Origin of the sequence: Saccharothrix xinjiangensis (assembly GCF_039527585.1) — a bacterium.
Lineage (GTDB): Bacteria > Actinomycetota > Actinomycetes > Mycobacteriales > Pseudonocardiaceae > Actinosynnema > Actinosynnema xinjiangensis.
In genome coordinates, this window is the sequence record NZ_BAAAKE010000051.1 from 1 (window position 1) to 13,921 (window position 13,921).

Genomic DNA, 13,921 nt, shown 5'->3' on the forward strand with positions numbered 1-13,921 from the left:
CGAACCGGCCGCTGCGCGAGTTCGGCTTCGACTCGCTCGGCGCGGTCGGCCTGCGCAACCGGCTCGCCCGCGCCACCGGGCGCAACCTGCCCGCGGGACTGGTCTACGACCACGAGACCCCGCTCGCGCTCGCCGACCACCTGTCGACCCTGCTCGCCGCGGACGCCGCGCCCGACGACGACGGCGGCGGGTTGCACGCCCTGTACCGGAAGCTGGCGCTGCGGGGCAGGATGGACGCCGTCGAGTCGCTGTGCGTCGGCGCGGCGGCCCTGCGCGAGACCTTCGACGACCCCGCCGCGGTGGACGCCGCGGTGGTCCGGATGGCCCGCGGCGACCGCGGTCCGCGGCTGATCGCCTTCCCCCCGTTCGCCCCGGTCGAGGGCGTCATCCAGTTCGCCCGGCTGGCCGACCACCTCCAGGGCCGCGCCGAGCTGTCGGTCGTGTCGGTGCCGGGGTTCCGACCGGGCGAACCGCTGGCCACGTCGGTCCGGGCGCTGGTCGGGGCGCTGACCGGCGCCACCCGGCGGACCGCGGGCGACGAGCCCTTCGCGCTGCTGGGTTACTCCTCCAGCGGGTGGCTGGCGCACGCGGTGACCGCCGAACTGGAGGCGCGGGGCGTGGCGCCAGAGGCCCTGGTGCTGCTGGACACCTACCTGCCCGACAGCATGTCGCCCCGGCTGCGCCGCGCGATGAACTACGAGCTGGTCGTGCGCCGCGAATCCTTCGCCGCGGCCGACTTCACCGCCATCACCGCGATCGGCAGCTACCGCCGCATGTTCCGCGACTGGCGCCCGGGACCGGTGCGGGCGCCCACGCTGGTGCTGCGCCCCGGGCACTGCGTCCCGGGTTCGCCCGACGAACCGACCACCGACCTGGAGTGGCGCTCGCACTGGCCGCTGCCCCACAGCTCCGGCGAGGTGCCCGGCGACCACTGCACCATGGTCGGCGACCACGCGGGCAGCACCGCCGAGGCCGTGTGGACGTGGCTGCACGACACCACTTCGAGCAGGAGGACGCCGTGACCGCGATCCCACCGGGCAGCATGGACCGCTCCACACCGGGAGCACTGGCCGACCGGGCCGCCATCCACGACGTCGTGGCCGCCTTCGGCCTCCTGTTCGACTCCGGCGGGTGGATCGCGCTGGGCGAGCTGTTCACCGAGGACGCGCGCTACGAGCTGGTGCCGCCGCCCGAGGGGCTGCCGCCCGTGCTGGAGACGAGGGGGCAGGTCGTGGCGGGCATGGAGCACCTGTGGCGGCACAACCGGGAGGTGCTGGGCTTGCACCAGCGCCACGTCACCACCAACGTGCTGGTCACCGAACTGGGGCCGGAGGAGGCGACGGCGCACTCCGTGCTCACGATCACCGGCACCCACCCCGACGGGCGGGTGGAGCTGCGCCGCGCGGGGAACTACGTCGACCGGTTCCGGCGGACGGGGTCCCGGTGGCGGATCGCCCACCGGGAGCTGCACCTGGTCGAGCCACCGGTGATCGGGTTCGGTGGCGAGGTGGGCTGAGGAGGTGGGCTGAGCCGGTCCGGGACGGCCGTGCGCCACCGCGGGCGACCGCAGGTGGCCAGGGCGACCATGCGCCACCGCGGGCGGCCAGGGCGCCTGCCCCGGCCGCCCGCGGCGCGGTCGTCAGACCCCCGAGGTGGACCGGATCCACGCCCGGACGGCCGGCACGCTGCTGTACTGCTGCGTCGACGTGCCGTCGGCGGTGGAGGCGACGCCGACCTGGAGGCCGTTGTGCACCTGCGGGCCGCCCGAGTCGCCCGACCACGCGTTGCCCGTGATCCGGCTCGTGCACAGCGCCTGACCGCCGTAGTAGTCGCGGCAGATCGAGGTCAGCCGCACGTCGGCGGTCTTCAGCTGCGGTGACACGGGACCGTTGCGGCTGGTGTAGCCCCAGCCGTAGAGCTGGTTGGTGGAGCCGATGGGCGGGTTGGCGTCGGCCAACCGGGAGTACTGGCTGGTCTGGACCGGCGTGCCGAGCTGGAGCAGGGACACGTCGGCCTGCGGGTGGTTGACGTAGCGGGTCACCGAGCTGGGCGTGCCCTGGGCGCGGTAGGCGTTGCCCACGCGGACCGACAGGCTCGCGCCGACGCAGTGCTTGGCGGTCAGCACCCACTGCGGCGACAGGATCGTGCCGGAGCAGGTGAACGAGCCGCTGCGGTACACCGCGGCGGCCCAAGGGGCCGACGACACCGGTGAGCCGCCGATGATCAGGGGTTGGGCGCCGCTCTCCTCGGCGGCGTGCGCCGGGGTCGCGGTGAGCGCGCACAGCAGCGCGCAGATCAGGGCAACGGGGAAGCGCATGCAGGGGTCTCCTCGTCCGTGAGGCAGGGGGTGGACAGGCGGGAGTCAGGATGGACGCCCGGCGTCCCCGCCGGAAACGGGGAACTCCCGCTCCCCGCGCAGCCTGGCGGCGAGCTGGGTGCGGTTGTGCACGCGCAGCTTGCGGTAGATGCGGGTCAGCGCGCCCTCGACGGTCTTGACGCTGATGTCCAGCCGCCCGGCCACCTCCGGGTTGCCCGCGCCCTCGGCCACCTGCCGGGCGATCCTCGTCTCGAACGCGGTCAGGACGTCGCCGCCCGGGGTGTCGCCGAGCAGCGCGGCCGCCCGCGCCGCCCACCTCGGCGCGCCGCTGCCGGTGAACACCTCCCGGGCCTGTTCGAGCAGCCCGCGGGCTGCTCCCCGGCGCTTGCGCCTGCGCTCGGCGATGCCCAGCGCCAGCAGGTCGCGGCCGAGCTGGAGCGGCTGGCGCAGCTCCCGGTGCGCCTCCACCGCCGACCTCAGCAGGCGCTCCGCGCCGGCGTGGTCCCGGAGCGCCAGCCGGAGCAGGCCGTCGGCCCGGTCGAGCGACGCGACCACGCCGCGCCGGCCCAGGCGCACCGCGCCCGCCCTGGCGCGGCCGATCACCCCGGCGGCCTCCTCCAGCCTCCCGACCGCCACCAGCGGTTCGGCCAGGTCCGGGCGGACCGCGAACACCGCCGGGTCCACCACGCCCATGCCCGCTTCGAGGTCGACCGCCCGGCGCAGCGGCCCGAGCGCGGCCTCCGGGTCGCCCGCGACCAGCGCCGCCAACCCCCGGGCGTGCAGGTTGCGCACCAGGGAGGAGTGGTCGCCGTCGGACTCGGCCCGGCTCGCGCCCCGCCGCGCCAGGGCGTCCGCCACCACCGGGTCGCCGCCGTACGCCTCGGCGAGCGCGGCCCCGTAGCAGGCCAGCGCGAGGTCGACCCCCAGCGCCTCCGCCAACCTCAGGTTCGCCGCGGCCCGGCTCAGCGCGCTGCCGCACCGCCCCATCGCGACCCACACCTCGACGGCCGCCCACGTCATGCCGACCGCCTCGGCCACCAGGCCCCGGTCGCCCGCGTGGTCGAGCAGCACCTCCAGGTGCCCCGAGGCCGACGGGAGCCGGTCGGCGAACAGGTCGAGGCGGGCGTCGGCCCACAGCGTGCCCACGTGCGCGACCGCCATCCGCTCGGGCGCGATGCCGCGCGCCAGGTCGAGCGTCCCGGCGGCGGTGGTGTCGCCGAGGGCGACCTGGCACAGCGCGAGCGAGCACAGCGCCATGACCTCGGTGCGCACGTCCTTCGCCGTCCTGGCCAGCAGCACGGCGTCGGCCAGGCGCCGGGCCGCCTCCCGCAGGTCGCCGCCCACCGCGGAGTGCACCGCGGACCGGTACTGCGCCGGGCCCTCCAGGGCGGCGTGGCCCCTGGCGCGCGTCAACGCCTCCCCCACCACGCCGTCGGCGGCCGTCCTGGCGTAGCCGGCGGCGTCGACCACCAGCAACCGGGCCCGGACCTGCTGCGCCCTCGGCACGCCGGGCGCCCGCAGCACCGCCCGGGCCAGCGAGGTCGCCAGCTCGGGCCGACCCGCGCGCACCGCGTCGCCCGCGGCGCGCAACCGCCTGCCGGCCGCTCGGCCGGGCGCGCCCGGCGGGGTGCGGTCGGCGGCGAGTTCGCCCAGCTCCGCGGCCCGCCCGAGGCGTCCCTGCCGCCGGGCGGTGTTCGCGGCGCGCAGCAGCGCCACCGCGGTGGGCTCGTCGAACCCGGTGACCGAGTGCGCCCGGTGCCGCGCCCGCTCCACCGGGTCGGGGGTCAGCCCGGCCAGCCGGGCGTGGACCTCGCGGACCTCGTCCGGGCACGCGATCACCGGGATCGCGGCGGCGACCAGCGGCTCCCGGAAGCGCACCTCGCCGTCGGGCCCCACCCGCACCAACGGGCAGTCGCGCAGCTCCGCGGCGGCCCGTTCGCACCCGCGGTGGACGAGGTCGCGCAGCGTGGGCCTCTCGACCAGGGCGGCGACCAGCAGGGTCGCCCGGGTGCCCGCGGGCTGCGCGGCCACCTGCTCCGCGACGACGTCCCGCAGCCGGTCCGGGATCCCACCGGTCGACCGGCTCAGCTCGATGGCGTACAACGGGTTCCCACCGGTGAGCCGAACGTCGACCCGGCCGCCGCTCGGGCAGTGCCGGGCCACCAACTCGGCGGTCGCCGCCGCGGACAGCGGCGGCACCTCGACCACTTCGCCGCACCACCCCGGCCACGGCTCCCGGGACGCCACGACCAACCGCGGCACGGCCCTGGCCACCGCGAACGCCAACACCTCCGCCGTGGCCCGGTCCACCCACTGCCCGTTGTCGACCGCGACCACCGCGTCCACCTCGCGGAACACGGTCAGCACGGCCTGCCGCAGGGCGAGCGGGTCCGGTTCACCGGCACGCCGCCGCAACGCGCGGTCCAGCGCCTCCCGCCACGGCCCGGGCAGGTCGACCCGGACGTCGGCGACCAGGTCGGCCAGCACCAGGTGGGGAACCAGCCGGTCGTCCCGCGACGGGCTGCTGCGCAACACCACCCCGTCGTCCGGCAGCACGGCCCGCAGGACAGCGGACTTCCCGATCCCCATCGGCCCGTGCAACAACACGGGGCCGCGCGCGACCCCGGCCCGCACGGTGGCCAGCAGGTCGTCACGGCCGAGGAGGTCCATACCACCACCGACCGTACTGCCGGTCCCGACCCTCGTTCAAGGCGCGGGCGGGACCGCCTCTCACGCGCTTCACCGATCGAGCCCCGCACCAGCGGGGAACCCCACGCCACCGGCCCGGTTCCGGTCAGTCCTGGTCCTCGGGCTCCTCTTCCCGGTTCTTGCGCTCGTCGACCGACGCGAACGGCCCCTCGGGCGCCGGCGGGTTGGGCGCCTCGGACCACTTCGTCAGCGCGTTGAACACGGATTCCAGGACCTCGAAGACCACGAGCGCCACCCCCCGACGACGATTGTGCCCGATCTCCGGCCGGCGTGTTCCCGACCCGGCGGACGTTCGTGGTCACCGCGCTAGACCCGGTAGGCCGCCACGTACCGCGCGGGATCGCGGTCGAACTCGCCCTCCCAGCGGCGCAGCGCCCGGTGGGCGAACGTCTCGCCGGTCGCCAGGACCTCCTCCACCGGCTGGAGGAGGTCCAGCACCGCCGGGCGCTCCAGCCCGGCGTCGACCCTGGCCCGCAACCCCGCCCCGGCGAGCCGGACCAGCTCGGCGGCCAGCTCGCGCACCCGGTCGCCGCCCAGCCGGGTGTCCAGGCCCTTGACGGGCAGCTCCCGCTCGGCGGCCCGGTGCTCGGCCGCCCGGTGGCCGCCGAGCAGCTCGGTCGCGGCGGCGCACGAGCCGGGGTGGTAGGTCAGCCCGGTCCACAGGGCGGGCAGCGCGGGGATGTGCGGGTACGGGGGGCCGTCCGCGGCCCGCAGCTCCAGCGTGCGCCGCACCCGCACGTCGGTCCACACCTGGGACAGGTGCGAGACCCAGTCCTCCGGCGTGGGCTTGGCGCCGTCGTCGAAGCCGTCCTCCAGCAGGGCGGCGAACGGGCGGGACGGCGCGCGCTCGTACTCGCCGCCGGGCGCCTTGCGGTAGATCATCGGCAGGTCGAGCGCCCACTCCACGAGGTCGTCGACGCGCAGGTCCGGGCGCAGCGCGACCGGCAGCACGCCGCAGCGGCGCGGGTCGGTCCGCAGCCAGGCGTGCGACCGGTGCGAGAGCAGGCCCGCGTGCTCGCCGCCCGCGAGCGGCGAGTTGACGAACAGGGCGGCCACCACCGGGGACGCGGCGACCTGCATGCGCAGCTTGCGGGCCAGGTCGTCCTCGTCGAGGTAGTCCAGGGTGGTCTGCGTCGACACCGCCAGCGCCATCACCGTGGGCCCCAGCGCGCCGTCGTCGCCGAGCCCGGCGAAGAACTCCCGCATCAGCGCGCCGCGCGGCTTGGGCACCCACCGCGCCCGTTCGACCCGGTCGAACGGCAGGTTGCCGCCGGGCAGGATCGCCAGGTCCAGGCCGCGGGCGATGTCGGCGACGTGCTCCAGGGTGGTGCGCATGTCCTCGATCGCGCCGGTCAGGTCGGCCGACGGCGCGGAGCCGTACTCGATCGCGCCGCCGTGCTCCAGGCTCAGCTCCACCCGGTCGGCGCGGCGCACGCCGACGAGGTGGCCGGCCTCGGACAGCGGCTCGCCGCCGAACTCGCGCAGGAGCGCCCGCAGCAGCGCTTCGGTGCCGCGCTGCCCCGCATAGGGCGCGCCCAACCCCGTGACGGGGTCGACCACACCGCACTCGACCTCAAGACCCACCTTCTCGACCACCGGGAAGGGTGTGCGGAACAGCGCCCCGAGGTCGTCGCGGGACAGGCCCCCGGAATCGCTCGTGGTCACGGTGGGCTCGCCTTCTCCGGAGGGTGCGGGGAGATCTTCGCAGCGTACTGCGCGGCCTCCGACCCGACAGCGCGACCGAGCCCGCCGTCAGACCAGGCGCACGGGCCGGAACGCCGCCGCCGCGGGCACGGCGACGCCGTGGGTGCGCAGCTGGTGGGCGCGGGTGGTCACCGCGGCGCCTTCGAGCAGGTTGAGCGCGACCTGCACGACGGTCCGGTTGCCCGGCTCGGCCAGGAACGACCCGGCCGCCCACCGGTTGAACGCCCCGAGCGCCGGGCCGCACCACAGCTGGTAGTCGGCGCGCCGGTCGGGGTCGCCGGTGATCGCCCACCGGGTGGAGCCGACCAGGTACCACTGGAAGACCAGCGCCATGCGGTGCTTCGGGTCCCGCTCCGCGCGCACGAGCTGGGCCGGGTCGCGGCGGCGCCAGGACTCGCGGGCCAGCTCCCACACCCGCGCCAGCGGCAGGCGGAACACCTCCTGCTCCAGCTCCGCCACCACCGAGGCGGGCAGCGCGTGCAGCCCCGCGTGCTCCCGGTGCACCTCGTGCAGCCGGGCCGCCCTGGCGGCGAACAGCGTGCCGCGGCGCGCCACCTGGAGGCGGACGCCCGGCGCGGGCGCGTCGGGCGCGGGCACCGTCGCCACGTCGGCGATGTCCACCTCGGCGAGCATCCGCTTGGCCGCGTCGGACACGCCCGCCTCGACGGCGGCCTGGTTGACCGAACCGGTCACCACGTACTCCGCGCCGAGCGCGAAGGCCGCGGCGACCGACTCGGGCGTGCCCAGCCCGCCGGCGGCCCCGACCCGCACGTGGTGGCCGTGCCGCTGGACGTGCCGGTCGCGCAGGGCCAGCACGGCGGGCAGCAGCGCGGTCAGCGGCCGGCCGTCGGTGTGGCCGCCGCCGTCGGCCTCCACCGTGACGTCCTCGGCCACCGGCACCCGCGCCGCCAGCCGCGCCTGCTCCTCGGTCAGGTCGCCCCGGTCGACCAGCGACCGCAGCAGCGCGGCCGGCGCGGGCGCGAGGAACTTCTCGGCCACCTCCGGCCGCGACACCTTCGCCAGCACGCGGGTCGGGCGCACGACGCGCCCCTCGCGGTCGAGCCGCAGCCCGGTCGCCGAGCACCGCACCGCGGTGGGGGTCAGGTCGGTGAACGCCGACAGCGAGATCCGGGGCGCGCCGCCGCGCAGCAGCACCTCGGCGATCCGCCGCTCCCGGTCGGGCCGGCCGGGGGTGTGGCCGAGGTTGACGCCCCAGTTCGCCCGCCCCGGCAGCGCCGCGCCCAGCTCGCGCACCGCGTCCTCGACCTCGCGCGGCTCCAGGCCCGCCGCGCCGAAGAAGCCGAGCATCCCGGCCTTGGCCAGGGCGACCACCAGGCGCGTGCCGGCGATCCCGTTGGCCATCTCCCCCGCGACGTAGGGGAACCGGACGCCGTGCGCCTCGCAGAACACCCGGCCGCCCAGCCACTCCGGGTACAGCGGCGGCAGCGACCCGACGACGTGGTGGCGCGGCGTCGGCCCGGTGACCACGCCGAGCCGGCGCCCGTCCGGGTCGGTCACCACGTGCGCGTGCTCCCGGAACCTCCGCACGCAGTCCACCACGGCGCCCGCGGTGAACGCGGGCGCACCCGCCCCGACGGCGACGGGGGACGCCGACACCGACATCACGCTGCTCCTGAACTCCCGCTGGCCTCCCGCCGCTGTGGCGGGTGGGAACTGTGGCACAGACCAGCGGGCCACAACGCCGATCTTTCGCCCGATCGGGTTCATCCGGGCGAAAGATCACCGTGACGTGCGACGTCGCAGCGCCCGAAGCGTGACAACCAGCCACCACGGGCGGGGCCCGGGTGCGACGGTGGTCGCACCCGGGCCCCGGCGCTCACGCCCGTTCCGGCACCCGTTCCGGCACCCGCTCCGGCACCCCGCGGGTGACGGGGGCGACCGCCGCGGGCGGGCGGAACTCGCGGCGCACCCACAGGGGCCCGAGCAGGAGCAGCAGCAGCCCGGCGACCGGCATCATCGAGGAGGCCAGCTGCTGCCACACCGTCAGGTCCATCGGCTCCGCCGGGAACTCCTCGACGCCCACCCACCGGAACACCCGCAGGGTGAACACCGCCACCAGCAGCGCCGTCACCGCCGCCAGGCCCGCCGAGCGCCGCTGGTGCGCCCGCACCGCCAGCCAGACCAGCAGGGGCGCCACGTACACCCAGTGGTGCTCCCAGCTCACCGGCGACACGAGCAGCCCGGTGACGGTCGCCGCGCTGAAGCCCAGGAAGTCCGAGCCCCTGCGGTGGACGTGCCGCGCCACCGCGAGCCCCAGCACGCCGACCGCCACGAGCACGGCCAGCCACCACACGGCGAACGTCTCGCTGCGCAGCACCCTGCCCATCGCGGCGGCCAGCGACTGGTTCGGCGTGCTGTACACGGCGCCCGCGCGCGAGGAGTGCAGCACCAGCCCGCCCCAGTACTCCAGCGAGTCCGCGGGTGCGACGGCGAAGCCGGCCGCGACCGTGCCCAGGAAGGCCAGCACCGCGTTCCGCGCCGCCTTCCACTGGCCGGTGACCAGCAGGTAGAGGACGAAGATCAGCGGCGTCACCTTCAGCGCCGCCGCCACGCCGATGCCGACGCCGCGCCACCGGCCCGCGCCGCGGCGGAAGTCGAGCAGCACCAGCAGGACCAGGAACGCGTTGATCTGGCCGAAGATCAGGTGGATCCGCGTCGGCAGCAGGCAGAACACGACCGCCAGGCCGACGACGGTCAGGACCGCCCGAGCCCTCGTGCCCCGGACGCCGGCGATGCCGAGGGTGAGCCACACGACCGCACCCAGCGCGAGCAGCGTCGCGGTGTTCCACACCAGGGCGGCCGCCCCGAACGACAGGAAGGTCAGGGGCACGAAGAACAGCACCGCGGTGAGCGGCGGGTACAGGTACGGCATGGGTCCGTACAGCGGCGACATGATCACCACGTCGTACAGCGACACCCCGTCGCGCACCGCCTGCCCGCTGGCCACGTAGACCCAGAGGTCCGCCATCCAGCGCACGCCCCAGTGCGGGTCGCGGGTGTAGACGGCCTGGGCGACCAGCGCCAGGGCGAAGGCGGTCGCGGTCACCGCGGACCAGGTGAGCACCCGTGCCCGGGTGTCAGCGGGAGTGGACATGGGCGTCGGCCTCTCTCGTGGGGACGGGGATGGGTCGACTTGCCGGACGGGGGCCGAGCAGCAGGTCGTCGTGGGTCGCCAGGCGCACCTGCGCGCCCTCGACCCCGAGGCGCTCCAGGACGCCGAGCGCGTCGAACTCGTCGCAGCCGTTGAGCAGCACCCCGACCGCGCCGCCCGCCTCCGCGACCTCGTCGGTCACGCGCAGCCCGCCCGCCGGGAGGCGGACGCCGGCGGGCAGCCGCACCAGGGCGGCGATGTCGGAACGGGCCCGGCGGCGCTGGGCCCGGCGGCCGGAGCGGAGGCGGCCGGCACAGAGGTGGCCGGTGCGGAGGCGGCCGGCGCCAGCCTGGTGCGCCACCGCGGCGGCCAGCAGCCGCGCGGTGCGGTCCCACCGGAACCCGTCGGCCCAGTCCCGGCACCGCCGCGCGACCCGCCGGGCGTGCCCGGGGTCGGCCAGCTCCGCGAGGTGCCGCGCGACGGCCGGGCCGAGGTCGTCCGGCGACCGCACGACCTCCCCGACGCGCACGAAGTCCCGCGCGCCCACGGCTTCCAGCGCCACGCACGGCACGCCGTGGGCGGCGGCCTCCAGGACGGCGGAGCCGGGCACCTCGCCGGTGGTCGCGGACACCACCAGCCACGCCCGGCGCAGCAGCGCGCCGCGCGCCGCCCCGGACAGCCGACCGTGGAACGCCACGGACGGCTCAGGCGCGCCACCCACAGCACCCGCGGGCGGCTCGAACGCGCCACCCACGACCCCCGCAAGCGACTCCGGCCGACACCCCGGCGCAGCACGCCCGACCTCGACAAACCCGTCATCGGCAGACCCGTCGTCGACCACCTCCACGCGCAACTCCGGCACCCGCGCCAACCGGCGCAGCAGCGGGCCCAGGCGCGGCCCGGACCCCGGTGGCGCGAGCACGACCACCACGGGGTCGGCGGCGCGGTCGGAGGTCTCGTCGGCGGTCACCCCAGGCGGTGCGATGAACACCGGTCCGCGCACCCCCGTGCCCCGGCGCAGCGCGTGGCGCGCCGACGGCGACGTCACGACGGTCGCGCGGTCCTCGCGGGCCCACCCCGCCCAGCGCCCGGCCAGTCCGCCGCGCCCGGGCAGGGCGGTCACCCGGTGCGCCACCCGCACGACGGGCGTCCGCCCGCCCACGACCAGCGGCACGGCGAACGCGGGCCCGGTGGTCGCGTCCACCACCGCGTCGAACCGGGCGCCCCGGCTCAGCAGCCGCAGCGCCGCGCGCGCACCCGGCGGCCCGCCGGAGCGCAGCACCTCCACCCCGTCCACGACCTCGCGGGCGGCCGCGCCGGGCGACCTGGTCACCGCCCACGTGACCCGCGCGCCGGCGGCGACCCAGCGCCGCGCGACCTCGTGCAGGTAGCGCTCCGCGTCGCCCGCGAGCGGGTGCCGCACGTCGCGCTCACCGACCAGCAGGACGCGGCGCCCGGCGTTCATCGCGCCTCTGACCGGTACAGGCGCAGCAGGTCGGCGAACGCCGCGCGGCCGTCGTGCAGCGGGCGGAAGGTGGAGCGCTCGTCGTCGGTCCAGGTCACCGCGACCTCGGCGATGCGGCCGCCGGCGAGCCGGATGCCGCGCAGCAGCTCCACGTCGAACGCGAACCCGTCGACCCGGCAGCGCGCCAGCGCCCGCTGCACCGCGACCCGCTCGAACAGCTTGAAACCGCACTGGGTGTCGTGCACCTCGGGCACGAGCCGGCGGGCCAGGGCGCGGAAGACCGCGCCGCCGACGCGGCGGCCGAGCGGCTGCGGGCGCACCAGCTCCGCGCCCGGCGCGTGCCGCGACCCGATGGCCGCCGCCGCGCCCGCCTCCAGCTCCGCCACCGCCCTGGTCAGGGTGCGCACCGGGGTGGACAGGTCGGCGTCGACGAACCCGACGAACCTGGACGTGCTGCTCTCGATGCCGCGCCGCACCGCCGCGCCCTTGCCGGGCCTGGCGCAGCCGATGACCACCACGTCCGGGTGGTCATCGACGACCGTGGCGGTGCCGTCGGTGCTGCCGTTGTCGACCACCACGACCCGCGACCGCCACGGCCGGTCGGCCAGGAACGCGGTCAGCTCCGCCAGCGTGCCGGGCAACCTGCCCGCCTCGTTGAACGCGGGCACCACCAGCTCCAGGTCGACCGCCGAGCGCGGGCGCGGGTCCCGGGCGGCGCGCCGCCGCGGCGGGGACTCGACCGGGTGCGCGGTCACGACGGGTCCCCCTGCGCGTCGGCGACCAGCGACCCGCGGGCGGTGGTGTGCCGGGAGGCGAACAGCCCGGGGTGGTTGGTCCGGATGCCGTCGACGACCCGGTCGTAGGGCACGTCGTCGAACTCGCCGTGCTCGCGCAGGAACTCCATGTGCCTGCGGCCCTCTTCGTCGTACGGGTGGTACATGCTGTCGTTGCGGCCGTCGAAGTCCAGCGGCCTGATCCGGTAGAGCTTGCACAGCACCTTGTTGAACACGGGGGTGGCGCGCACCCACTTGCCGCCCAGGAAGACGGAGGTGAGGCTGTGGTAGGTGAAGACGTTGCCGCCCATCAGCTCCTCCAGCCTGGGCGAGGCGAGGTGGTTGCGCACGTCGCCGTAGTAGATGCGGCTGGGGATGCCGACCGCGCGCACGGCGGCGGCGTACACGATGGACTTGTGCACGCAGAAGCCGAGGCCGCGTTCGATGGTGGAGCTGGCCTTGAGGCCGTCGCGGGACAGGTCGGCGCCGTAGACCTCGTAGTGGATGCCGTCGCGCACGGCGTAGTAGAGGGCGCACGCGCGCTCGACGTCGGTCATGCCCTGGCCGCCGTCGGGCAGGGCCTCGCGCACGAAGTCGCGCACCGCGTCGCTGTCGTGGTCCAGGAACTCGGTGGGCTTCAGCAGGTCGGCGTGGGACAGGTCGGCGTTGACCGCTTGCACTGACATCGTTGCTCTCCCTCTACAGACCGATCATGGAGGCGATGCGCTGCCGCTGGATGTCGGAGGTGCCGGAGTAGATGGTCCCGGCGACGGCGTTGCGCAGGTCCTTCTCCAGGCCGTACTCGGCGGTGTAGCCGTACCCGCCGAACAGCTGCACCGCGGCCAGCGCGGTGCTGACGTTGGCCTCGCTGGCGATGATCTTGCTGATCGCCAGGTCGGTGGTGACGTCCTCACCGCGCTGGAGCTTCAGCGCGGTGTCGTAGAGCCACTTGCGGGCGGTGTCGACGGCGATGCGCATCTCCACGACCCGGTTGGACACCGACTGGAACGACCCGATCCGCTGCCCGAACTGGACCCTGGTCCGCGCGTAGTCCACGCAGCGCTCCAGGCGGTGCTGCATCTCGCCGACGTTGATGATGAAGGAGCACAGGATCTCCCACTTCATCACGTGGTCCAGGATGAGGAACCCCGCGCCGGGCGAGCCGAGCACGTTGGCGGCGGGCACCCGGCAGTCGTCGAAGAACAGCTCGCTCAGCGGCGAGGTCCGCAGGCCCATCTTGGCCACCGGCTTGCCCGCGGTCAGGCCGGGGGTGTCCCGGTCGACCAGGAACGCGGTGATGGCGGCGGGGCTGCCGCGCTTGCCGGTGCGGGCGTAGACCACGATCACGTCGGCCAGGGGTCCGTTGCTGATGAACGCCTTGCTGCCGTTGAGCACGTAGTGGTCGCCGTCGCGGACCGCGGAGGTGCGCATGGCCATGACGTCCGAGCCGCCCTCGGGCTCGGTGATGGCGTGCGCGCCGATGATCGAACCGTCGCACACCCGGGTGAGGTAGCGCTCCTTCAGCTCCCGGGAACCGAAGCGCTGCAACGGAACGCCCGTGCTGACCACGTGCGTGGACACGGAGAAGCCGAACCCGCCGTCACGGCAGGCGTGGCCCAGGCCCTCCAGCACGTGCATGGTGGTCAGCAGGTCCTGGCCCAGGCCTCCCCACTCCTCGTCGAAGGGCAGGCCCAGCAGCCCCGTCTCGCGCAGGGCCTTCCAGGCGCCCTCGGCGAACTCGCCGGCGGCGTCGCGCTCGACGTGGCCCTCGCCGAGCAACGGCCCCAGGTCCTCGATCGCCGCGCGCAGCGCGCGCTGGTCCTCGTTCCACTCGATCACCT

12 protein-coding genes are annotated in these 13,921 nt (G+C 75.9%); 2 read left to right on the forward strand and 10 right to left on the reverse strand.

All coding sequences use genetic code 11. The features are described 5' to 3' along the window. The coding region (locus ABD223_RS42155; protein WP_344043744.1) for a thioesterase domain-containing protein at window positions 1–1,022 on the forward strand (1,022 nt) is incomplete at its 5' end. Continuing rightward, a complete protein-coding gene (locus ABD223_RS42160; protein ID WP_344043746.1) occupies window positions 1,019–1,516 on the forward strand; it encodes a nuclear transport factor 2 family protein in 498 nt (165 codons plus the stop codon). The genes ABD223_RS42155 and ABD223_RS42160, both read left to right, overlap by 4 nt. A 123-nt stretch (window positions 1,517–1,639) precedes the next feature. On the opposite strand, the gene ABD223_RS42165 is transcribed toward ABD223_RS42160, so the two are convergent. The 10 genes from ABD223_RS42165 to ABD223_RS42210 all read right to left on the reverse strand — a co-directional run bounded on the left by ABD223_RS42165 (window position 1,640) and on the right by ABD223_RS42210 (window position 13,919). Next, window positions 1,640–2,317, reverse strand: coding sequence for a S1 family peptidase (locus ABD223_RS42165; protein ID WP_344043748.1), 678 nt, complete (start codon window positions 2,315–2,317; stop codon window positions 1,640–1,642). A 45-nt stretch (window positions 2,318–2,362) separates the two neighbouring features. Then, complete coding sequence (locus ABD223_RS42170; RefSeq protein ID WP_344043750.1) at window positions 2,363–4,987, reverse strand: LuxR C-terminal-related transcriptional regulator; 2,625 nt, start codon at window positions 4,985–4,987, stop codon at window positions 2,363–2,365. A gap of 124 nt (window positions 4,988–5,111) precedes the next feature. Beyond that, window positions 5,112–5,252 carry a hypothetical protein gene (locus ABD223_RS42175; protein ID WP_344043752.1) on the reverse strand — a complete coding sequence of 47 codons (141 nt, stop codon included), beginning with the start codon at window positions 5,250–5,252 and terminating at the stop codon, window positions 5,112–5,114. Between the two features lie 80 nt (window positions 5,253–5,332). Beyond that, a complete protein-coding gene (locus tag ABD223_RS42180; RefSeq protein WP_344043754.1) occupies window positions 5,333–6,691 on the reverse strand; it encodes a glutamate-cysteine ligase family protein in 1,359 nt (452 codons plus the stop codon). Window positions 6,692–6,778: 87 nt separating this feature from the next. Further along, window positions 6,779–8,353 carry a PfaD family polyunsaturated fatty acid/polyketide biosynthesis protein gene (locus ABD223_RS42185; protein WP_344043756.1) on the reverse strand — a complete coding sequence of 525 codons (1,575 nt, stop codon included), beginning with the start codon at window positions 8,351–8,353 and terminating at the stop codon, window positions 6,779–6,781. 214 nt (window positions 8,354–8,567) lie between these two features. Beyond that, complete coding sequence (locus tag ABD223_RS42190; protein ID WP_344043758.1) at window positions 8,568–9,845, reverse strand: glycosyltransferase 87 family protein; 1,278 nt, start codon at window positions 9,843–9,845, stop codon at window positions 8,568–8,570. Further along, window positions 9,829–11,307, reverse strand: coding sequence for a glycosyltransferase family 4 protein (locus ABD223_RS42195; RefSeq protein ID WP_344043760.1), 1,479 nt, complete (start codon window positions 11,305–11,307; stop codon window positions 9,829–9,831). Before ABD223_RS42195 ends, ABD223_RS42190 begins: the two co-directional genes overlap by 17 nt. Next, entirely contained in the window at window positions 11,304–12,062 is a 759-nt protein-coding gene (locus ABD223_RS42200; protein ID WP_344043762.1) for a glycosyltransferase, read from the reverse strand. The genes ABD223_RS42195 and ABD223_RS42200 overlap by 4 nt, the downstream gene beginning before the upstream one ends. Next, window positions 12,059–12,766: a transglutaminase-like domain-containing protein gene (locus ABD223_RS42205; RefSeq protein WP_344043764.1), complete on the reverse strand. Its 708-nt coding sequence runs from the start codon at window positions 12,764–12,766 to the stop codon at window positions 12,059–12,061. The genes ABD223_RS42200 and ABD223_RS42205 overlap by 4 nt, the downstream gene beginning before the upstream one ends. Before the next feature lie 13 nt (window positions 12,767–12,779). Beyond that, window positions 12,780–13,919 carry an acyl-CoA dehydrogenase family protein gene (locus tag ABD223_RS42210; protein ID WP_344043766.1) on the reverse strand — a complete coding sequence of 380 codons (1,140 nt, stop codon included), beginning with the start codon at window positions 13,917–13,919 and terminating at the stop codon, window positions 12,780–12,782. Between the last annotated feature and the right edge of the window lie 2 nt (window positions 13,920–13,921).